The organism is Raoultella sp. T31, from assembly GCF_002806725.1.
Taxonomy (GTDB): domain Bacteria; phylum Pseudomonadota; class Gammaproteobacteria; order Enterobacterales; family Enterobacteriaceae; genus Klebsiella; species Klebsiella electrica.
Genome location: NZ_PIBO01000006.1, coordinates 54,756 through 76,365, shown reverse-complemented (window position 1 = coordinate 76,365; position 21,610 = coordinate 54,756). Strand labels below are relative to the sequence as shown.

Genomic DNA, 21,610 nt, shown 5'->3' with positions numbered 1-21,610 from the left:
GTGCAGGTATCGCCACGAAGCTCAGGAATCAATGGCTGCCGGCATCGCCTCGGGTGGCCGACGGGGCTGGCCCCGGGCAATGGCCAGCGCCAGCGCGGCGACCACCAGCGTCAGCGCAGCGGAAAAACCTAAGCTCCCCTGAACTCCAAATTGCTGATTTAACCACGCGTAGGCAAACGGCGAGGCGGCAGCCAGCAGCTGGGCGGGGAGCAACAGGATACCGGTGAGCCTGGCGTACTCCTCGGCGGCAAAAAGCTCTAGCGGTAGCGTGGCCTTAAACACCGTCGTTAACCCATTGATGGCGCCATAGCCCAGCACAAATCCGCCGGCTGCCCAGAGGAGATAAGGCCCGCTCAGGCCGAGGGCGAAACAGACCGGCATCAGCAACGTGGTCAGCAGCGTAAGGCGAAGCGGCGTGAGCACCGAACCCGAGGCGACCTCCAGAAAGCGGGCGCCAGTCTGGCCAATGCCCCAAAGCATCCCCGCCGCCACCGGCAGACCGTAGTGGGCGATAAATTCCGGCAAGTGGGTGGAGGTTCCGTTAGAAACAAATGTCACCAGCGCGATCAGCGCCGCATACAGCAGACCAACGTGTCTCTGCTGGTGGGAAGCGGGCCGGTGCGCTTCTGGCCGTATCGCCGCGGGTCGCCTGGCGTTCGGCATTCGCCAGAGCAGCAGCGCGCTGAACAGGCCCAGCAGGCCATAAACCAGCAACGCCTCTCGCCAGCTCATCATCGTCAGCAAAAATGCGCCCAGTGGCCAGAACAGAACGGAAGCCAGGCCACCAGCCAGCGTCACGCGGGAAATAGTGCGTCTTGCCTGCTGACCGTACAGATTCACCAGCGCGGCGAACAGCGTATCATACAGCGCCAGACGCATTCCGATACCGGTAAGTAGCCAGGCGCCCAGCCAACCGGAGAGGGTAGGTGCAGCCGCCATGATGAAACATCCTGCGGCGATCGCCAGCGTGCCGCTGACCACAACTCGCTGGCCGCCAAATCGGGCCAGCAGGCGGGCGACAAACGGGGAGAGCAGCGCCATTATCAACATGGCGAGCGTCAGGCCGAGGTAGATTTGCGTCGCTGGCCAGCCGGTGTCGTGCTCGATAGCCCGGGCAAAAGTGCCTGGCATATAAAATGAAATTCCCCAGTTAATCAGCTGATTACATCCAGCGGCAAGCGTCATCATGCTGGACGCGGCGCGTCTGTTTTCCATATTTTTCATCGTATCTCAGTCTGTTATGCAGTTGTCGGCAGCATAACCTGCGCGCTATTGTGCAGGCAGACTCGTTGGTTTATGACCCTTATAAGAGAAACTTTGAGATGACGACGCTTAATCTGGGAAATCTGGCGACTTTTCGGCTGGTGGTACAGCGGGGGAGCTTCTCGGCTGCTGCGGATGTCCTGGGGCTATCGCAGCCAGCGGTCAGTCTGCAGGTCCGTCAGCTGGAGCAGTTTCTGCAGACCCGGCTGATTGAGCGGACCGGACGAGGGATTAAAGCGACGGCGGCCGGTATGGCCCTGCTGGCTCACGGTGACAATATTGAGCGAGCGGTCAGCGCGGCGGTGCAGTCGGTGAGCGAGTTTAATCGCGAAATCAGCGGCGCGATAACGCTCGGAACGGGGGCCACGGCCTGTATCCATCTCTTACCGCCGGTCTTACAGCAGCTGCGGCAGGCGCATCCGCTGCTGACGGTCGGGGTGACGACCGGAAATACGGTGGATATTGTGCGCGCCGTGGAGGAGAACCGGCTCGATCTCGGACTGGTCACCCTTCCGGCGTATGGGCGCAGTCTGGCAATAGCTCCGCTGGTGGAGGAGGAGTTTGTGTCTGTTTTTGCCTGTGGGCAGGATGCGCTGCCGCTGGAACTGACGCCGGAGGTGCTGCAGGCGCTGCCGCTGATTGCTTTTGAGGCCGGGAGCGGAACCCGGGAGCTGATTGATGGCTGGTTTCGCGCTTGCGGGCGGGATATTTCGCCGATAATGCAGTTGGGCAGCATTGAGGCCATCAAGCGCATGGTGCGTGCCGGGCTGGGATACAGCATTGTTCCACGTATGGCGGTGGCGCATCATGACGATCGGCAAGGGTTACGCGTTCAATCGCTGACGCCAGTACTCCACCGTCAGTTGGGGGTCGTGATGCGTCAGGATAAAATTCTCAGCAAAGGGATCGGCGAAATGCTGCGCCTGCTGCGGGAGGTGCAGTTTACCGTTTAAAGCAATGTTGTACCGTACTGGCTGGCACCGTAATGTGCTGGCTTATTCCCGCGGCGTGGTATCAACCGGGAGCGTCGATTGCTGGGACTCGATCTTGTCCTGATGATGATACCAGGCGCCAATAGAAGAGTAGACAAAGCGTCCAAAAAAGAAAATAAAGCTGATAAGCAGTACGATACGGGTCATGCGACGGTTAAATCGATGTCGTTTACGCATACTGGGTGCCTGACTCACAAAAGGTTCCTTGAGGTATACCCATAACCGGGGCGATAAGGGTATTAAGGCACAGGAATGCGGCAGGGTCAATTGATGAGGATGGAAAAATCCGCCGTTCAAACATTACTTAATGTTATATAAGATAATTATCGCATTCACATCTTTTTTCTTTCATTCACTCAGACGCATAAAAAATAAGCTTTATTAATCATAGCTAAAGGGTTTGTTGATTTATATCAACAGCCCGTGTGTGCTGATAACTAAAATCTCTTGCCTGTTCCGTGTAAGTATTCCTTATGCGGCTAAGATGGTTGGGTTGGATGCCTGCCTGAATATACCCTGCGGGAATTTGGGTTATCTGTAGAGCATCAATGAACATAATTAAACAATACAGACAGTATCGGGATAAATGGTGGGCGCTTCCGCTGATCTTACCCCTGCTTTTATTGCCTCTGGCACGAGGCGCAAATACTTACGCGGAGCTGAACGGTAATGAAGTTTCGCTTTACTACTTGCCGTTGGCGCTGGTCCAGAGTCTTATGCTGTTTTTTGATGTGGCAGCGTTGCCCGGCATTATTGTTGGTCTGCTGTGCACCGTGGCCCGGGGAATGAACCTGTGGGAATCGATTGAGGTCATTTTCCACTTTCTTATCCCGGCCGTATTATGCTGGGGCGGCTATCGGATTTTTGTGCCGCGCCGACAGCATGTTTACCACGGTAGTGTGAGTCTGATGCCATATCGTCTGTTCTGGCAAATGCTGCTGCCCTCACTCATTTTCCTCGTGCTTTCTCAGGTTGCCGAGTATCTTGGCATGCACCCGCGGACGACGGGACTGACCGGGATCGATCCGCTAAGTTTGCGCTCACTAATTACGTTTCAGGCCTTGATGGTGGGGGGGCTTACCGGGGTTCCGCTGTGCTATTTGTTGATACGTATGCTACGCAATCCCTTTTATCTGCGGAGTTTTGTCTCACAGACAAAATTACAGGTTGATCCCAAAATTAAATGGGGTGAATTTGTTTTATGGTCGCTGTCATTGTTAATATTATTAGTATTATTATTAATACCACTGAATGGTCTGAGTACGATATTTAGCACAAACTATACATTATCATTACTTATGCCGGTTATGTTGTGGGGGGCGATGCGCTTCGGTTATCGCTGTATCGCAATAATCTGGACGCCGGTTTTAATCATTATTATTCACTTTCATTATCGTTATTTGCCCTTTGCTCCGGGATATGACAATCAGCTGGCCATTACCTCTTCGAGCTATCTGGTGTTCTCTTTTGTTATTGCCTGTATGGCCATGCTGGCGACCCAGCAGCGCCTGATTTATGCCAGGGTACGGCGGATGGCTTTTCTCGATCCGGTTGTTCATATGCCCAATTTACGGGCGTTGACCCGGTCGCTGGACGGTTCAAGGTGGTCGGTGCTGTGCTTTTTGCGTATTCCGGAGCTGGAATTGCTGGGGCGCCATTATGGCGTTATGCTGCGCATTCAATATAAGCAAAAGCTGGCTGAACACCTGGCCGACTTACTGCAGCCGGACGAGGCCGTTCATCATCTGGCCGGACACGATCTGGTACTCCGTCTGAACAGCAGCAATCATAAGCCGCGTATTGCCGCACTGGATGAACGTATCCGACAGTTTCGCTTTATCTGGGATGGAATGCCTCTGCAGCCTGCGGTAGGGATAAGTTACTGCAGCGTTCGCTCACCGGTGAAGCATCCCTATTTGCTTTTAGGCGAGCTGAATAATATTGCTGATATGTCCCTGACCAGCGGCCAGCCAGAAAATATGCAGCGTCGCGGCGCTATACATATCCAGCATGGCTTACGGGATAAAGTGGTGATGATAAATCAGATCCAGCAGGCGCTGGAGCAAAACCATTTTTGCCTGATGGCGCAACCGATCGTCGGTATTCGCGGTGACAACTATTATGAAGTTCTGCTGCGAATGACGGGAGATGACGGGAAGATCATTTACCCGGATAAGTTCCTCCCGTTGGCGCACGAGTTTGGCCTGTCATCACGTATTGACCTGTGGGTGCTGGAGCATACGCTCGCCTTTATGAACCAGCAGCGGAAAATTTTACCCGGGCTGCGGCTGGCGGTTAATCTTTCGCCGGTCTCCGTCAGCAGGAGCCCGTTCCCCGGCGAAGTGGAACGGCTGCTGGCGCAGTATCATGTTGAACCGTGGCAGTTACTGTTTGAGTTAACGGAAAACCATGCGCTCAACAATCCTGAACAGGCCCGGCAAACGTTGGCGCATTTGCAGACGCTGGGGTGTCGGGTGGCCATCGATGACTTTGGTACCGGCTACGCCAGCTATGCCCGTCTTAAAAGCCTGAATGTCGATCTGCTGAAAATTGACGGCAGCTTTATCCGCAACCTGCACTCCAGCAGTCTTGATTATCAGGTCGTGGCATCGATTTGCCATCTGGCGCGGATGAAAAATATGCAGGTGGTGGCGGAGTGCGTGGAAACGCCGGAGATTCGGCAGGCGGCGCTGTCATTGGGGATTGATTATCTGCAGGGGTATGAAATTGGTCTGCCGGTTCCACTGGCGTCTCTGGCGACGGCGGCAACGGCTAAAGCGAGCTAACGGGGGAGAAAACAGGCCGGGTGAGGTTAACCCGGCCTCGGGACTAGTTTTTGCTGTCCGGCCCTTCTTCGGTGATTTTCAACAGCCAGTCAGGAACGCCTTCCCAGTACTGCTGCTCTTTTTCCAGATCGAGCAGCACCAGCGCATTTTGGCTGAACCAGTCGTGCGGAAAGACCAGCGTCCAGTGACTGGCTTCGGTCTTCAGCTTGAGCGTTGGCGGTGTGGTGGTCGCCTGACGCTGGTTATTCAACAAAATACCCAGGCGTAAAAGCTGAATGAGCGGCAGGAACTGCTTTTTCTTAAACAGCGTAAAGCGGGGCAAATCGTCCAGTTTTATCGCTTTACGATGATAGCGAACCAGCGTCGCCATCAGCATTTGCTGCTCCTGATTGAAGCCAGGCAAATCGCTGTTTTGTAGAATATAAGCTGAGTGACGGTGCATTCCGCTGTGGTTAATATTCAGCCCCACTTCGTGGAGCATCACCGCCCATTTCAGCAATGCCGACAGGTTCGGGTTGTCCAGTTTGGGGTTCTGTTCCTGCCACTGTTCGAACATATGGGTCGTGGTTTCCAGTACCCGACGCGCCTGCTCGCGGTCAATATTGTACTGGTTTGCCAGGCTTTGCGCGGTGCGGCTGCGAATATCCTGATGGCGAAAACGTCCTTCCATCTCATACAGCACGCCTTCGCGCAGCGCGCCATCGGACAGGCGCAGCTCTTTGATCGCCAGCGCATCGAAAACGCCGCAGAGGATAGCCAGACCCGGAGCAAACACCGCTTTGCGTTCTTCCGACAGACCCGGCAGGCTGAGCGCGTCAAAGTTTTTATACTTCAACACTTCACTCACCAGCATTTCCAGGCGCTCCGGAGTGATAAAACCGTCTTTCTCACCCATGGCGATCAGCACTTCCTGTGCCGCTTTGATGGTGCCGGATGCGCCCAGCGCCACATTCCAGCCCTGGATGCGGAACTGCCACGCCAGCGTTTCCAGTTTCTGCACGGCCGACAGGCGCGCGCGCTGGAAATTCTCTTTATTGATGGTGCCGCCAGGGAAATAGATCTGCGAGAAGCTGACACAGCCCATACGACGGCTCTCAACCAGACGCGGTTCGAAATCCTCGCCGATCACCAGCTCCGTCGACCCCCCGCCGATATCGATGACCAGCTTACGGCCCCGTTCCGGCTGCGTATGCTCGACGCCCATAAAAATCAGCCGCGCTTCTTCGTTACCGGAGATTATCTCTATCGGATAGGGCATCACCTGTTCCGCGCGCTTAAGAAATTCCGCGGCGTTGGTGGCCTGGCGTAAGGTGTGTGTCCCGACGATGCAGACGCTGGAGGGAGAAAAACCCTGCAGGCGTTCGGCAAACAGCGACAGGCAGTTCAGCCCGCGGGCGATCGCCTCTTCGCTGAGCACGGAATTTTCATCCAGTCCATCGGCCAGGTGAACCCGCTGTTTCAGGCGACCGATGATCTGCATGGCTCCGTCGACGACACGGGCGATCACCATATGAAAACTGTTTGAACCAAGGTCGACCGCAGCGAACTCCTGCGGACGAGGGGTTTTTTCGTTTATTGGCATAGGTTAGTCGGGTTGTTCGAGTGATTTGAGATAGTCGTAGATCGCCAGCTGTGCGCGCACTTTACGGCGATTGCCGCGCGGTACATAGCGATTACTCAGTTCTTTATCAAGATAGCGTGCTTTGACCGTATCGTTGAATAAGAGATCAAAAATATCCAGTACGCGCTGTTTTAAACGTGGATCCAGCAGCGGCACGGCGACCTCAATACGGTAGTCAATATTGCGCGTCATCCAGTCAGCAGAGGAGAGCCAAACCTGTTTATCACCGCCGTTTTCGAAAACATAGACACGATCGTGCTCAAGGAAACGGTCGACGATACTGATGACGCGAATGTTTTCACTGATCCCTTCCAGCCCAGGAATCAGAGAGCACATGCCACGAATCAACAGGTTAACGGGAACCCCGGAACTTGACGCGGCATACAGCCGGTCCACCAGGCCTTTATCGACCAGGTTATTCAGCTTCAGCGTGATGCCGGAAGGCTGGCCATTCTGGGCGTTGGCGATTTCTCTGTCGATCATCTCATACAGCAGGCGGCGCGAGTTCTGCGGCGAAACCAGCAGGTAATCGAAGCTCACCGGGCGGTATGGGTTTTCGATAAAGTTAAAGACGCGGCGCACTTCATTGGTGATACGCGCATCTGCCGTCAGCAGCGAATAGTCGGTGTACAGACGGGCGGTTTTTTCGTTGAAGTTACCGGTCCCGATATGCGCGTAGCGGACGACTTCTTCACCCTCTTTACGCGAGATCAGGAACAGCTTGGCGTGAATTTTCAGCCCCGGTGCCGAGAAGATAACGTGTACGCCCGCTTCGGTCAGACGTTTGGCCCAGTGAATGTTGGCCTCTTCGTCGAAACGCGCCTGCAGTTCCACAACGACGGTGACTTTCTTACCGTTGTGGGCGGCATGAATCATGGCGTCAATAATGCGCGAATCTTTGGCTACACGGTAGATATTGATTTTGATAGCCAGTACGCTCGGGTCGAAAGAGGCCTGACGCAGTAATTCCAGCACGTGTTCAAAGGTATGGTACGGATAGTAAAGCAACACGTCGCGTTCGCGAATAGCGTCAAATCCGTTGCGGAATTTATCAAACCACAGGTGACGCAGGCGCGGCATTGGCTTGTTGACCAGATTGGCTTTGCCCACATTCGGGAAGCCGATAAAGTCTTTAAAATTGTGGTAGCGGCCGCCTGGCAGCATGGAGTCATAGTTGGAGATAGAGAGCTTATCACGCAACATTTCAACCATCGCATCCGGCATATCGCGCTGATAGACAAAACGCACGGGCTCTGCGGTCAGACGCTGTTTCAGACTGGAGGACATGAGCTCCATCAGGCTCGATTCCATCTCGTGCACCAAATCATATTCAGCGTCACGGGTCATCTTCATCGAATAAGCGTTGAGCGCGTCGTAATCGAAGAAACCTTTAAAGATATCATCCAGACAATAGCGTAGGATATTATCAAGAAGAATCATTGGTTTGCGTCGGCGTGGAGCTTCCGGCGGCAGGTTAACAAAACGCGGAACTTTATCTGACGGAATTTCCAGCAGGGAATAATTGATGGTTTCACCGCGGATAATCTCAACGGCCAGATAGGTGTAATCATCTTTCAGGAATTGCACCAGATCCGTTTCGCGATTAATCAGGATTGGCGTAATGTGCTGGCGAAGATACGTCTTAAAGTAATTACGCAGCCAGGACTGCTGATTGACGGATAGCTGGCGTTCATTAATCAGGAAAATCTGATTACGCGCCATTTCCAGCAGCAGCTCATTATACAGGCTGTCAAATTCCTGATCGGCCTTCAGTACGCGGGCCTGAATTTTGCCTAACAAATGGCGAGAATGGGCGGTACTGCCTTGTTCTTCGCTAATTATGATGCGGCGCTTAAGTTCAGCGAAGCGCACTTTATAAAATTCATCGAGGTTGTTGGAGTAGATGCCCAAAAAGCGCATGCGTTCAATCAGTGGGTTACTTTTATCCGCGGCTTCCTGAAGTACGCGTTCGTTAAAGGACAACCAGCTGAGTTCTTTCTCGATATATAGCTTTTCCTGGCCCATTACAACTCACACTCCGGTTGATTGATGTTGCTTTTTCATTATGGCGAGCTTTGCCATTGAATGTCCAACTATGTCAAAGAAGTATGACAGTTTTCTTTCAATATGCTGTGAACAAAAACGATGGCGAGCGAGTGCCGGTTTTGTGTACAAAACAAGGCCATTCCCGGAGATAAACGGGGCAAAAATCATCTCTGATTTGAACAACATAGGAGGGAAGCGGCAGGCGGTGCATCGATAAAATACGCCTCTGGCGGAGAGCCGGAGGCGCTGATGATTATTCTTCAGCCGCATGGCCCTGTGGCGGCAGAGGGACGTTATCAAGCCAGGCCACATTCCCTTCCATACGCAGACGGCCGTCCAGAAACCAGCTCACCACCAGTGGGTAGATGGCATGTTCCTGAGTCTGCACGCGAGCGGTAATCTCGTCTTCGCTATCCCCGGCAAAAACCGGCACCTTGGCCTGCAGAATTACCGGACCGCCGTCGAGCTCATCGGTGACGAAATGCACCGATGTACCGTGCTCCTCATCACCGTTTTCCAGTACCTGGCGATGGGTATGCAGCCCCGGGTATTTTGGCAACAGCGACGGGTGGATATTCAGCAGACGCCCCTGATAATGGGCGACAAACGCCGGGCTAAGGATCCGCATGTAGCCTGCCAGCACCACCAGATCCGGCGCATAAGCATCGATCTCATGCATCAGTTCGCGATCGAAAGCTTCGCGATTGGCGAACTGGCTGGCCGACAGCGCATGGGCCGGAATACCGGCCTCACGCGCGCGTTCAAGGCCGAACGCGTCGGCTTTATTGCTGAATACCGCTCTCAGGGTGCCGTTAATCTGCTTTCGGCCGCAGGCATCAATTATCGCCTGCAAATTGCTTCCGTTACCGGAAATCAGCACCACTATGTTTTTCATTCAATGACCACACGCTGTTCGGAATCAGAAGCTTTGATATAGCCGATTTTCCACGCGTTTTCACCTTTCTCGTTCAGCAGCGCGATAGCGCTGTCGGCGACGTCTGCCGGCAGGGCGATAACCATGCCGACGCCGCAGTTAAAGGTACGGTACATTTCATGGCTGCTGACGTTACCGGCCTGCTGCAACCAGTTGAAGACTTCCGGCCATTGCCAGGAGGACTCGTCGATGACTGCCTGGGTGTTGTCCGGCAGCACGCGCGGAATGTTTTCCCAGAAGCCGCCGCCGGTCAGGTGAGCGATCGCGTGAACTTCAACGTTAGCAATCAGGTCCAGCACCGACTTAACGTAGATGCGGGTCGGCGCCAGCAGATGGTCAGCCAGCGGCGAACCGTTCAGATCGGTCGTCTGCGGATCGACGCCGCTGACTTCGATAATTTTACGCACCAGCGAGTAGCCGTTGGAATGCGGGCCGCTGGAGGCCAGCGCGACCAGCACGTCGCCATCGGCAACTTTGCTGCCATCGATAATTTCTGATTTTTCTACTACGCCGACGCAAAAGCCCGCGACGTCATAGTCTTCGCCGTGGTACATGCCCGGCATTTCTGCCGTTTCGCCGCCAACCAGCGCGCAGCCGGACTGCAGGCAGCCTTCGGCGATGCCGCTGATCACGCTGGCTGCCGTATCGACATCCAGTTTACCGGTCGCATAGTAGTCGAGGAAAAACAGGGGTTCTGCACCCTGGACCACCAGGTCGTTGACGCACATCGCCACCAGGTCAATACCGATAGTATCGTGGCGTTTCAGGTCCATTGCCAGACGCAGCTTGGTGCCGACGCCGTCAGTGCCGGAAACCAGAACCGGCTCGCGGTATTTTTGCGGCAATGCGCACAGTGCGCCGAATCCGCCCAGTCCACCCATCACTTCCGGGCGGCGGGTTTTCTTCACCACACCCTTGATACGGTCGACGAGCGCGTTGCCTGCATCAATATCTACGCCGGCATCTTTATAGCTGAGAGAGGTTTTATCGGTCACTGCGAAATCTCCACACATTTGCGGTAGCAAGAAAAATCGGCGCAATTCTAACAGGGAAAGCAAACGTTTGCGAGCCTGCTTTGCAGTCGGCGTGAATCGGCAGCGATATGAACAAATTTGAACCGGTTCACGAAAATGGAACCGGGTACATTCTTGTACTTGCCTCAGACATCGGGAATAGCCATCATGCCTATGAAACCGGTTTCTTTTTTTATTCAGGAGAGCCGAAGGTAGATTCCGCGGGGATTCAGGGGGAAGAGACGGGATGAACATTGCCGCATTTGATATCGGCGGAACGGCGTTAAAAATGGGCGTCAGCACCGCTGCGGGCGAACTGCTTAAAAAAGATAAGCAGTCGATAAGTGACAGCGACGGCGACCAGATACTACAGGCGATGCTGGCATGGATTGCCGCTCACCCGGAGTGCGAAGGTGTGGCGATCGGCGCGCCCGGCTATGTCAACCCGCACACCGGCTTTATTGAAATGGGCGGCGCAATCCGTAAGTTCGATAATTTCGCGATTAAACACTGGCTGGAGCAACAGACCGGGCTACCCGTCGCCATCGAAAACGATGCGAACTGCGTTCTGCTCGCCGAGCGCTGGCAGGGTAAAGCGGCCGACATGAGCGACTTTCTGGTTCTGACGATCGGCACCGGCATTGGCGGCGCGATTTTTTGTCACAACCAGCTGGTGCATGGCGCGCGTTTTCGCGCGGGCGAATTTGGCTATATGCAGACCGAACGCCCAGGCGCTCGCGATGTCCGCCGCTATTCAATGAATGAAAACAGCACGATGCGCGTCTTGCGGCACCGCTATGCCGGGCATGTCGGTAAATCGCCGGAAGCGGTAACCGGCGAAGAGATCTTCGATCGCTACGAGGCGGGCGACGCGGTCTGCCAGCGGCTGGTGGCTGACTTTTTCAACGGTCTCGGTACCGGTCTGTACAACCTGGTGAACATTTTTGATCCGCAGGCCATTTTCATCGGCGGCGGCATTGTCGAACGACCGGGCTTTTTGCCGAAGTTGCGTGAACATCTTGCCTGGTTCGGTATCGCCGACTATCTCGACGCCGTCAGCCACGGCAACGATGCAGGTTTGCTGGGGGCTGTTTACCATTTTAATCAGCAAAATCGATCGCTTAGCGGCGATTGCTCATAAGGAAGAGAACATGTCTGGATTTAAAGAAGGTTTTCTGTGGGGCGGCGCGGTAGCGGCGCATCAGCTGGAAGGCGGTTGGCAGGAAGGCGGTAAAGGTGTCAGCGTGGCCGATGTGATGACCGCCGGCGCGCACGGCGTGCCGCGTGAAATCACCCATGGCGTACTGCCGGGGAAAAATTATCCCAACCATGAGGCGATTGATTTTTACCACCGCTATAAAGAAGACATTCAGCTGTTTGCCGAAATGGGTTTTAAATGCTTCCGCACTTCGATTGCCTGGACACGTATCTTCCCGCTGGGTGATGAGTCTGAGCCTAATGAAGCGGGGCTCCAGTTCTATGACGACCTGTTTGATGAATGCCTGAAGTACGGTATTGAACCGGTGATTACGCTCTCTCACTTCGAGATGCCTTACCATCTGGTGACCGGGTATGGCGGCTGGCGTAACCGTAAGCTGATCGACTTCTTCGTCCGCTTTGCGAAAGTGGTGTTCGAGCGCTATCAGCACAAAGTGAAGTACTGGATGACCTTTAATGAGATCAATAACCAGGCTAACTTCCACGAAGATTTTGCCCCGTTCACCAACTCCGGTCTGAAGTATCTGCCGGATGAAGATCGCGAGCCGGTGATGTATCAGGCGGCGCACTATGAGCTGGTGGCCAGCGCCCTGGCGGTAAAAGCCGCCCGCGAGATTAATCCCTCGCTGCAGGTGGGTTGCATGATTGCCATGTGTCCGATTTATCCGTTCTCCTGCGCCCCGAACGATGTGATGATGGCAATGAACGCCATGCATCGCCGTTACTGGTTTACCGACGTTCACGTCCGTGGCAAGTACCCGCAGCATCTGCTGAACTACTTTGCGCGTCGCGGTTTCGAGTTGGATATCACTGAAGAAGACCGTCAGGCGCTGACCGAAGGCTGCGTCGACTATATTGGCTTTAGCTACTATATGTCGTTTGCGACGAAAGCGACCGATGATAATCCGCTGCTGGATTATGACGAGACGAAGAGCCTGGTCTCCAACCCGTACGTGCAGAAGTCAGACTGGGGCTGGCAGATTGACCCGGTTGGCCTGCGCTACTCTCTGAACTGGTTCTGGGATCATTACCAGTTGCCGCTGTTTATTGTGGAGAATGGCTTTGGGGCCATCGATGTGCGCGAAGCTGACGGCACGGTGGACGATCGCTACCGTATCGATTATCTCTCCACGCATATTGCCGAGATGAAAAAAGCGGTGGTTGAGGACGGCGTCGACCTGATGGGCTATACCCCATGGGGATGTATCGACCTGGTGTCCGCCGGTACCGGTGAAATGAAAAAACGCTACGGCTTTATCTACGTTGATAAAGATAATGAAGGCAACGGAACGCTGGATCGCAGCCGGAAGCGCTCTTTCTCCTGGTATCAACAGGTTATCAGCAGCAACGGCGAAACGTTGTAAAACGCTCCTCAGGCTTCGTACCACCCCGCCCGTGCGGGGTTTTTTTATTTTGATTTATACTGGCTCAGGCAGCGCAAAGCATTTTGGTTGATCCCGGTCAAACATATCGGCTATGGCGCAAATGGAAAAAAGCGGTATAATCCCGCGATTTTTTTTGTGGCTGCCCCTCAGAGGAGAAAGAAAATGAAGATTGTGGAAGTGAAACACCCGCTCGTCAAACACAAGCTGGGCCTGATGCGTGAGCACGACATCAGCACCAAACGCTTCCGTGAACTTGCCTCTGAGGTAGGTAGCTTACTGACGTATGAAGCCACTGCCGATCTGGAGACAGAGAAAGTCACCATCGAAGGCTGGAATGGCCCGGTAGAAATCGAGCAGATCAAAGGGAAGAAAATCACCGTTGTGCCGATTCTGCGCGCCGGTCTGGGGATGATGGAAGGGGTTCTGGAGCACGTACCGAGCGCGCGTATCAGCGTGGTGGGGATCTATCGTGACGAAGAGACGCTGGCGCCGGTGCCTTATTTCCAGAAGCTGGTGTCGAATATCGATGAGCGCATGGCGCTGGTGGTTGACCCGATGCTGGCAACCGGTGGTTCGATGATCGCCACCATCGACCTGCTGAAAAAAGCGGGCTGTTCCAGCATTAAGGTGCTGGTTCTGGTGGCGGCGCCGGAAGGGATTGCCGCGCTGGAGAAAGCGCATCCGGATGTTGAGATGTATACCGCATCGATTGACCAGGGCCTCAACGAGCACGGATACATTATTCCGGGGCTCGGCGATGCCGGCGATAAGATTTTTGGTACCAAGTGATTGCATCGATAATAAGAAGCCGACTTTAAGAGTCGGCTTTTTTTTGAATAAAACAAACTCACAGCAACTAATAAACGACTCTTAGAGGAAAACGCTATGACGCGCCGCGCAATCGGGGTGAGTGAAAGACCGCCGCTTTTACAGACTATCCCACTGAGTTTGCAGCATCTGTTCGCTATGTTTGGCGCAACGGTTCTGGTGCCCGTTCTGTTTCATATCAACCCGGCTACCGTTCTGCTGTTTAACGGCATTGGGACATTGCTGTATCTTTTCATCTGTAAGGGAAAAATCCCGGCCTATCTCGGATCGAGCTTCGCGTTTATCTCCCCGGTTCTGCTGCTGCTGCCGTTGGGGTATGAAGTGGCGCTGGGTGGCTTCATTATGTGCGGCGCTCTGTTCTGCATCGTCTCCTTTATTGTCAAAAAAGCCGGCACCGGCTGGCTGGACGTGATGTTCCCGCCGGCGGCCATGGGGGCCATTGTCGCGGTTATCGGTCTCGAACTGGCGGGCGTCGCGGCGAATATGGCCGGTTTGCTACCAGCCGACGGGCAATCGCCGGATAGCAAAACCATCATTATTTCGATGGTGACGCTGGCGGTGACGGTCTTCGGTTCGGTGCTGTTTCGCGGTTTCCTCGCCATTATCCCGATTCTGATTGGCGTGCTGGTGGGCTACGCGCTCTCCTTTGTGATGGGCGTTGTCGACACCACGCCGATTGCCGAGGCGCACTGGTTTGCCCTGCCGACGTTCTACACGCCGCGCTTTGAGTGGTTTGCGATTTTCACCATTCTGCCCGCCGCGCTGGTGGTGATTGCCGAGCACGTCGGCCACCTGGTGGTAACGGCGAATATCGTTAAAAAAGATCTGATCCGCGATCCGGGGCTGCATCGTTCGATGTTTGCTAACGGCCTGTCGACGATGATCTCTGGCTTCTTTGGCTCGACGCCCAACACCACGTACGGTGAGAATATCGGCGTCATGGCGATCACCCGCGTCTACAGCACCTGGGTTATCGGCGGGGCGGCGATTATCGCCATTCTGCTCTCCTGCGTCGGCAAGCTGGCGGCGGCGATTCAGATAATCCCGCTGCCGGTAATGGGCGGCGTTTCGCTGCTGCTGTACGGCGTAATTGGTGCCTCCGGGATTCGCGTGCTGATCGAATCGAAAGTGGACTACAACAAGGCGCAGAATTTGATTCTGACCTCCGTGATCCTGATCATTGGCGTCAGCGGCGCGAAAGTACACATTGGCGCGGCGGAGCTGAAAGGCATGGCGCTGGCGACAATTGTCGGCGTGGGCCTGAGCCTGATTTTCAAACTGATCGGCGTCCTGCGCCCGGAAGAGGTTGTGCTGGATGCGGCCGACAGTACAGAAGTAAAACATTGATCCGACAACCGGGCGGCGATCCCGCCCGGTTCTCTCAAGGCATACTTCGTGATAAACTCTCCGCGTTTTTCTGTAAGCCTATGATGAGGTCCATCTGAACGCACCGGCACAGCTCTCTCTGCCACTGTATCTTCCCGATGATGAAACTTTCGCAAGTTTTTGGCCGGGTGATAATCCTTCTCTTCTTGCTGCCTTACAGAATGTGTTGCGGCAGGAACATAGCGGATACATCTATATCTGGTCACGCGAAGGGGCGGGGCGCAGTCACTTGTTACATGCCGCCTGTGCGGAGCTTTCCCAGCGCGGCGACGCGGTGGGCTATGTTCCACTGGATAAGCGTACGTGGTTTGTACCGGAAGTGCTCGACGGGATGGAGCAGCTTTCGCTGGTCTGTATTGACAATATCGAGTGCGTGGCCGGCGACGAGCCGTGGGAAATGGCCATTTTCAACCTCTATAACCGGATCCTCGAATCGGGTAAAACGCGCTTGCTGATTACCGGCGATTGTCCGCCGCGCCAGCTGAATCTCGGGTTGCCGGATTTGGCGTCGCGCCTCGACTGGGGGCAAATCTACAAGCTACAGCCCCTGTCGGATGAAGATAAGCTGCAGGCGCTACAGCTGCGCGCGCGCCTGCGGGGTTTTGAGATGCCGGAAGATGTCTGTCGTTTCTTGCTCAAGCGGTTAGATCGTGAAATGCGCTCGCTGTTTATGACCCTCGATCAGCTCGATCATGCGTCGATCACCGCGCAGCGTAAATTGACCATTCCTTTCGTCAAAGAGATCCTCAAACTCTAGCCGGGCTGGATCTCTGCTATCGCCCCCAATCCGTGACCCTCGCGTGAAGAGGTTACTCGCTGCGCCATCACGACAAACCGCGATGGCGCATCGGTATCAGTTGACGATTTCCAGAACCTGCTCCGGCGGTCGGCCGATCCGCGCCTGGTCATGGCTGACGACGATCGGGCGCTCCATCAGCTTCGGGTTATCGACGATGGCCTGAATCAGCGCGTCCTCGCTAAGCTGCGGGTCGGCGAGCTGCAGGGTTTTATACAGCTCCTCTTTCTGACGCATCAGTTCGCGGGCGCTGGCCATGCCGAGCATTTTCAACAGCTGGCGCAGGGTGTCTGCATCCGGCGGCGTCTCCAGATAGAGTACGACGTCAGGATCGATACCGTTAGCTTTCAACAGGCTTAAGGTGTCGCGGCTCTTGGAGCAGCGGGGATTGTGATAGATTTTTACCGCGTCGGACATGTCGTCTCCTTACATTTTTTGATACGGGCGGAATCGTTCCTGCAGCTGGCGCAGCTGGTCGATACGCGCGTCGTAGCGCGCCTGCTGCAAACTGCCCAGTTTCACCTGCGAACTGGCGCTGCTCAGCAGAGTAATCGCCTGATCGAGCTTGCCGACCAGCGCCATACCTTCTGCGCGTGCCGCCAGCTCCTGGTCACGATGGCCGAGCGCGGCTTCAGCCTGCGCCAGCAGATCCCAACCGTTGCTGTCATCTTTGTAGCTAAAGGTATACCGGTTGAGGATTTTCTCCGCTTCCGCCGCTTGCCCGCCCTGTAAATATGCGTTGGCAAGGTTCAGCTGCAGAACCGGGTTGGTGCGAATTTCGCGGGCATTTTTCAGGCGGTTAATCGCATCGGCCGTTTTCTTCTGTCCGAGATCGATATCGGTTGCCAGGTCGAGATACCACGCATTCTGTGGATCGGCGCTCAGCAGAGGCTGCAGCGTTTTGCGCGCCAGATCGTAATTATTGCTTTCCATGGCCTGCAGCGCTCGCCCGTACTGGGAGGCGTGCTGTTCGCGGATATTGCCTTTCGCCCACGCGTTCAGCAGATCATCGCCAAGCTTATTTTCCCCGGAGTTATACATTCCCAGGGTTCTGGCCTTGGCGAGGTAAAAATCGGCGGAAGACTGGACAACCACAGGACGCATCTGGTTCGCGCGGTTGCGGGCGTCAGACAGACGACTCTCCGGCAGGGGGTGAGTCAGCAGCATTTCCGGCGGACGGGTCGAGTAGCGCGACTCGTCGAGCAGTTTCCCCATAAAGGCCGGCATCGCCTGCGGATCAAAGCCGGAGCGCTGCAGCACCTGAATCCCGATGCGGTCAGCCTCTTCTTCGTTTTGACGGGTAAAACTGATCATCCCCTGCTGGGTCCCCGCCAGGGTACCGGTGAGCGCCGCCATACCGGCCTGCGGGCTGGCCATCGCCAGCAGAATCGAGCCCAGCGCACCGACCCAGGTCAGCGGGGCGTTGCGTTTTTGATCTTCCATCGCCCGCGCGAGGTGGCGCTGCGTCACGTGGGAGATTTCGTGCGCCATGACCGACGCCAGTTCGCTTTCGGTATCGGAATAGCGGAACAGAGCGGAGTGCAGCACGACATTGCCGCCAAAGAAAGCAAAGGCGTTAATCTGGTCGTTATTAATCAGATAAAAGTGAAAAGGGGTGCGAACAGAGTTAGCGTGCGCGACCAGACGCATACCTAATCCATTAATATATTGCACCAGCAGAGGGTCGTTGATGAGCGGCGCACTACCGCGTAGCTGACGCACATAGTAGTCCCCCATCTGCATTTCCTGGCCAATAGAGAGCGTGCTTCCCGCAGAGGTTCCCATATCGGGCAGGGTATCTGCGGAGTCAGCAAAAGCAGGCAAAATTGAACCCAGCGTCAGCGACGCTATGACGGTTGCCACCAGCGTTTTCTTTAACTGCCTGAACATAACCTCTGTCCTGTAATGTGGGTGTGCCAGTTTGACCGGTTGGGCGGCGTAATGTTCCATTTCCGCGCGTCATGCGAGTTTAGCTGGCGTTGGGGCTATTGAAAATATGATATTCACGCCAGGGGGAATGTTTGTGGCTTTGCTAATAAAAGCGAAGTCTTTCCGGTGACATTTAGATACAATTCCCTCGGTTTTTTGCCGCTAAGCGCTTCAGGGAAGGGTTTTATGCTTGAGATGTTAATGCAGTGGTACCGTCGTCGGTTTAGCGATCCGGAAGCGATAGCGCTGCTGGTTATTCTGCTGGCCGGGTTCGGGATCATGTTCTTTTTCAGCGGCCTGCTGGCGCCACTGCTGGTCGCCATCGTGCTGGCTTATCTGCTGGAATGGCCGACTGTCAGGCTGGAGCGCGTAGGGCTTTCGCGAACCTGGGCAACTTCGTTAGTGCTGATTCTGTTCGTCGGCGTGTTGTTGCTAATGGCGTTTGTGGTGATGCCCGTCGCCTGGCAGCAGGGCATCTATCTGATTCGCGATATGCCTGGCATGCTCAATAAGCTTTCCGATTTTGCCGCCACGGTTCCGCGCCGTTACCCGGCGCTGATGGACGCCGGTATTCTCGACGCCATGGCGGATAATATGCGCAACCGCGTGCTCACCGTCGGCGATTCGGTGGTCAAATATTCTCTGGCTTCGCTGGTCGGTTTACTGACTCTGGCGGTCTATCTGGTGCTGGTACCGCTGATGGTGTTCTTTCTGCTAAAAGACAAAGAGCAGATGCTGAATGCCGTGCGCCGCGTGCTGCCGCGCAACCGCGGGCTGGCGGGGCAGGTATGGAAAGAGATGAACCAGCAGATCACCAACTATATCCGCGGTAAGGTGCTTGAGATGATTGTCGTCGGCGTGGCAACGTGGATTGGCTTTATCCTGTTTGATCTCAACTATTCGCTGCTGCTGGCGGTGCTGGTCGGGTTCTCGGTGCTGATTCCGTACATCGGCGCCTTCGTGGTGACCATTCCGGTCGTCGGCGTGGCGCTGTTCCAGTTTGGCGCAGGCACGGAGTTCTGGAGTCTGTTTGCGGTGTACCTGATTATTCAGGGGCTGGACGGTAACCTGCTGGTACCGGTGCTGTTTTCCGAAGCGGTCAACCTGCATCCGCTGGTGATTATTCTGTCGGTGGTTATCTTTGGCGGGCTGTGGGGATTCTGGGGCGTCTTTTTTGCGATTCCGCTGGCAACCCTTATCAAAGCGGTGGTGCACGCGTGGCCGGATGGCCTGGCGGTGGAAGACGAGAAATAGTCCGTGGCTGGAAACGCGGAAATGAAAACGGACGCCGGGTCAGTGAATCACGACCCGGCGTCCTGCGTCAGGTCGTGCGTTAGCCGTTTTCTTTCAACCAGTTCAGCACCACATCGTGGTGATTGCTGGTTTTAAAGTTATCAAATACGTGTTCGACTTTGCCGTTGCTATCGATCAGGAAGCTAATACGGTGAATACCGTCGTAGGTTTTCCCCATAAACGATTTTTCGCCCCAGACGCCAAACTGCTCACACACCTGGTGGTTTTCATCCGACAGCAGCGTGAAGTTCAGCAACTCTTTTTCGGCGAAACGGGAGAGTTTTTCCGGTTTATCGGTACTGATACCCAGGACCTCAACACCCGCTTTTTTTAAGTCATCCATATTATCGCGCAGGCCGCAGGCCTGAACGGTACAACCCGGGGTCATGGCTTTCGGGTAAAAATAAACCAGAACACGCTGTCCCTGGAAGTCGGTCAAATTTACTTCCTCGCCGTCCTGGTCCGGTAAGCTAAATTTCGGTGCAATATCACCGGCTTTCAGTGGATTCATTACTCAAACTCCATCCTGTTCATCATGTTGTGAATAATTAACGATGTTAATACTGCCTTGTGCGTTCAGTTCTGTACATAGGGCTTTGAACGCTTGTTCGATATTTGATGCATTTTGTGTGGCCGGGCTGTGTGCGGTTATCTGAATAAACAACTGCGCTGAATCGTCATCACCGCTGAGCTGGGTACGAGAAACCAGTTCGGCGATGTTCATATTCCACGCGTCAAACAGGGCAGTGAAACGCTCGATAATGTGCGGCGAGTCCGGTACCTCAACCTGGACCCAGACGGTGTTTGGCATGGATTGAGGAGGTCGTGCGGTCGTCCGCTTCATCACGATCAGCAAATCCAGCTCAGCTCCTTTCAGCGGCAGGGTCGATTCGATAAGCGTAATCGCGTTCCATGAACCTGAAAGCAGCATGATAAACGTAAACTCGTCACCAAGCATGGCCAGCCGGCTGTCTTCGATATTACAGCCGCAGCTGCTGACGTGGCGGGTGATAGTGTTCACGATGCCGGGACGGTCAGCGCCCAAAGCGGTAATAACCAGATAGTGTTGTAATGAGGCGGTCAAACCTGTTCTTCCTTCAAAAAGGTGAGGTAACATTAGGAAAGCATAAAAAAAACCGGCATACAACATCCCTGATGGCATCGGGTCTCTTGCTTTTATTACGGGACCAAACGTAACATTGAGAATCTTGTCGCACTTCAGCTCTGAGGATGGCCCATGTTCACGGGAAGTATTGTAGCGCTTGTCACGCCGATGGATGAAAACGGTAATGTCTGCCGGTCAAGCCTGAAAAAACTGATTGATTACCATGTCGCCAGCGGAACCTCGGCGATCGTTTCGGTAGGGACTACCGGAGAATCTGCGACCTTAAGCCATGAAGAACATGGCGCTGTCGTGATGATGACGCTTGAACTGGCTGACGGGCGTATCCCGGTCATCGCTGGTACCGGTGCAAATGCAACCGCAGAGGCGATTAGCCTGACCAAACGTTTTAACAACAGCGGCGTTGTCGGCTGCCTGACGGTCACTCCTTATTACAATCGTCCGACCCAGGAAGGGCTGTTCCAGCACTTTAAAGCCATCGCCGAACACACCGACCTGCCGCAAATTCTGTATAATGTGCCGTCCCGTACCGGTTGCGACATGCTGCCGGAAACCGTCGGTCGCCTGGCGGAAGTAAAAAATATTATTGGTATTAAGGAAGCGACGGGGAACTTAAGTCGTGTTCATCAGATCAAAGAGCTGGTTTCAGATGACTTTATTCTGTTGAGCGGCGATGATGCCACCGGAATGGACTTTATGCAGCTCGGCGGTCAGGGCGTGATTTCCGTAACGGCGAACGTGGCGGCTCGCGAAATGGCGGATATGTGCCGACTGGCTGCGGAAGGCCAATTTGCGCAAGCTCGCGCAATTAACCAACGTCTGATGCCATTGCATACAAAATTATTTGTCGAACCCAACCCGATCCCCGTGAAATGGGCATGTAAGGCGTTGGGTCTTGTGGCAACCGATACGCTGCGTCTGCCGATGACGCCGATTACCGAACAGGGTACTCAGGCCGTTACCGCAGCGCTGAAGCATGCCGGTTTGCTGTAAAGTT

18 protein-coding genes and 1 pseudogene are annotated in these 21,610 nt (G+C 54.7%); 9 read left to right on the top strand and 10 right to left on the bottom strand.

Going from position 1 to position 21,610, the window contains the following annotated elements; all coding sequences use genetic code 11:
• Nucleotides 1-21 precede the first annotated feature (21 nt).
• Nucleotides 22-1,224: an MFS transporter gene (locus CWM52_RS06160; RefSeq protein WP_100683294.1), complete on the bottom strand. Its 1,203-nt coding sequence runs from the start codon at nt 1,222-1,224 to the stop codon at nt 22-24.
• A 72-nt stretch (nt 1,225-1,296) separates the two neighbouring features.
• Here CWM52_RS06160 and CWM52_RS06155 point away from each other — a divergent pair.
• Nucleotides 1,297-2,216 (top strand): annotated as a pseudogene (locus CWM52_RS06155) (LysR family transcriptional regulator).
• A 42-nt stretch (nt 2,217-2,258) separates the two neighbouring features.
• On the opposite strand, the gene CWM52_RS06150 reads toward CWM52_RS06155, so the two are convergent.
• Nucleotides 2,259-2,450 (bottom strand): YfgG family protein, encoded by a 192-nt coding sequence (locus CWM52_RS06150; protein ID WP_049268412.1) that lies wholly within the window; start codon nt 2,448-2,450, stop codon nt 2,259-2,261.
• A 353-nt stretch (nt 2,451-2,803) separates the two neighbouring features.
• On the opposite strand from CWM52_RS06150, the gene CWM52_RS06145 reads away from it, so the two are divergent.
• Entirely contained in the window at nt 2,804-5,041 is a 2,238-nt protein-coding gene (locus CWM52_RS06145; RefSeq protein WP_100683292.1) for an EAL domain-containing protein, read from the top strand.
• 43 nt (nt 5,042-5,084) lie between these two features.
• On the opposite strand, the gene ppx is transcribed toward CWM52_RS06145, so the two are convergent.
• From ppx to purM, 4 genes are all read right to left on the bottom strand, one after another.
• Nucleotides 5,085-6,623, bottom strand: coding sequence for an exopolyphosphatase (gene ppx, locus CWM52_RS06140; RefSeq protein ID WP_100683291.1), 1,539 nt, complete (start codon nt 6,621-6,623; stop codon nt 5,085-5,087).
• 3 nt (nt 6,624-6,626) lie between these two features.
• Nucleotides 6,627-8,687: a polyphosphate kinase 1 gene (gene ppk1 / locus CWM52_RS06135; protein WP_100683290.1), complete on the bottom strand. Its 2,061-nt coding sequence runs from the start codon at nt 8,685-8,687 to the stop codon at nt 6,627-6,629.
• Nucleotides 8,688-8,961: 274 nt separating this feature from the next.
• A complete protein-coding gene (gene purN / locus CWM52_RS06130) occupies nt 8,962-9,603 on the bottom strand; it encodes a phosphoribosylglycinamide formyltransferase (protein WP_100683289.1) in 642 nt (213 codons plus the stop codon).
• Nucleotides 9,600-10,637 carry a phosphoribosylformylglycinamidine cyclo-ligase gene (gene purM, locus CWM52_RS06125; protein WP_100683288.1) on the bottom strand — a complete coding sequence of 346 codons (1,038 nt, stop codon included), beginning with the start codon at nt 10,635-10,637 and terminating at the stop codon, nt 9,600-9,602. Before purM ends, purN begins: the two co-directional genes overlap by 4 nt.
• A gap of 265 nt (nt 10,638-10,902) precedes the next feature.
• Between purM and bglK the strand changes: the two genes are divergently transcribed.
• From bglK to CWM52_RS06100, 5 genes are all read left to right on the top strand, one after another.
• Nucleotides 10,903-11,796 (top strand): beta-glucoside kinase BglK, encoded by an 894-nt coding sequence (bglK, locus tag CWM52_RS06120; protein WP_100683287.1) that lies wholly within the window; start codon nt 10,903-10,905, stop codon nt 11,794-11,796.
• 10 nt (nt 11,797-11,806) lie between these two features.
• Nucleotides 11,807-13,237, top strand: coding sequence for a 6-phospho-beta-glucosidase (locus tag CWM52_RS06115; RefSeq protein ID WP_100683286.1), 1,431 nt, complete (start codon nt 11,807-11,809; stop codon nt 13,235-13,237).
• A 183-nt stretch (nt 13,238-13,420) separates the two neighbouring features.
• A complete protein-coding gene (gene upp, locus CWM52_RS06110; RefSeq protein ID WP_100683285.1) occupies nt 13,421-14,047 on the top strand; it encodes a uracil phosphoribosyltransferase in 627 nt (208 codons plus the stop codon).
• A 96-nt stretch (nt 14,048-14,143) separates the two neighbouring features.
• Entirely contained in the window at nt 14,144-15,433 is a 1,290-nt protein-coding gene (uraA, locus tag CWM52_RS06105) for a uracil permease (protein WP_100683284.1), read from the top strand.
• Between the two features lie 94 nt (nt 15,434-15,527).
• Nucleotides 15,528-16,229, top strand: coding sequence for a DnaA inactivator Hda (locus tag CWM52_RS06100; RefSeq protein WP_071824600.1), 702 nt, complete (start codon nt 15,528-15,530; stop codon nt 16,227-16,229).
• A 96-nt stretch (nt 16,230-16,325) separates the two neighbouring features.
• Here CWM52_RS06100 and arsC read toward each other — a convergent pair whose 3' ends face one another.
• Together arsC and bepA are read right to left on the bottom strand one after the other, a co-directional pair.
• Nucleotides 16,326-16,685, bottom strand: a complete 360-nt coding sequence (gene arsC, locus CWM52_RS06095; protein WP_100683283.1) for an arsenate reductase (glutaredoxin) — start codon at nt 16,683-16,685, stop codon at nt 16,326-16,328.
• A gap of 9 nt (nt 16,686-16,694) precedes the next feature.
• Nucleotides 16,695-18,158 carry a beta-barrel assembly-enhancing protease gene (gene bepA / locus CWM52_RS06090; protein WP_100683282.1) on the bottom strand — a complete coding sequence of 488 codons (1,464 nt, stop codon included), beginning with the start codon at nt 18,156-18,158 and terminating at the stop codon, nt 16,695-16,697.
• Between the two features lie 225 nt (nt 18,159-18,383).
• Here bepA and CWM52_RS06085 point away from each other — a divergent pair, with 225 nt between their 5' ends.
• Nucleotides 18,384-19,451, top strand: coding sequence for an AI-2E family transporter (locus CWM52_RS06085; protein WP_100683281.1), 1,068 nt, complete (start codon nt 18,384-18,386; stop codon nt 19,449-19,451).
• Between the two features lie 79 nt (nt 19,452-19,530).
• Here the strand turns inward: CWM52_RS06085 and bcp are convergent, their stop codons facing one another.
• Both bcp and CWM52_RS06075 read right to left on the bottom strand, forming a co-directional pair.
• Entirely contained in the window at nt 19,531-20,001 is a 471-nt protein-coding gene (bcp, locus tag CWM52_RS06080) for a thioredoxin-dependent thiol peroxidase (protein ID WP_100683280.1), read from the bottom strand.
• Between the two features lie 3 nt (nt 20,002-20,004).
• On the bottom strand, nt 20,005-20,574 hold the full coding sequence (locus CWM52_RS06075; RefSeq protein WP_165785351.1) for a glycine cleavage system transcriptional repressor: 570 nt from the start codon (nt 20,572-20,574) through the stop codon (nt 20,005-20,007).
• Between the two features lie 153 nt (nt 20,575-20,727).
• Here CWM52_RS06075 and dapA point away from each other — a divergent pair, with 153 nt between their 5' ends.
• Nucleotides 20,728-21,606: a 4-hydroxy-tetrahydrodipicolinate synthase gene (dapA, locus tag CWM52_RS06070; protein ID WP_100683277.1), complete on the top strand. Its 879-nt coding sequence runs from the start codon at nt 20,728-20,730 to the stop codon at nt 21,604-21,606.
• Nucleotides 21,607-21,610 lie beyond the last annotated feature (4 nt).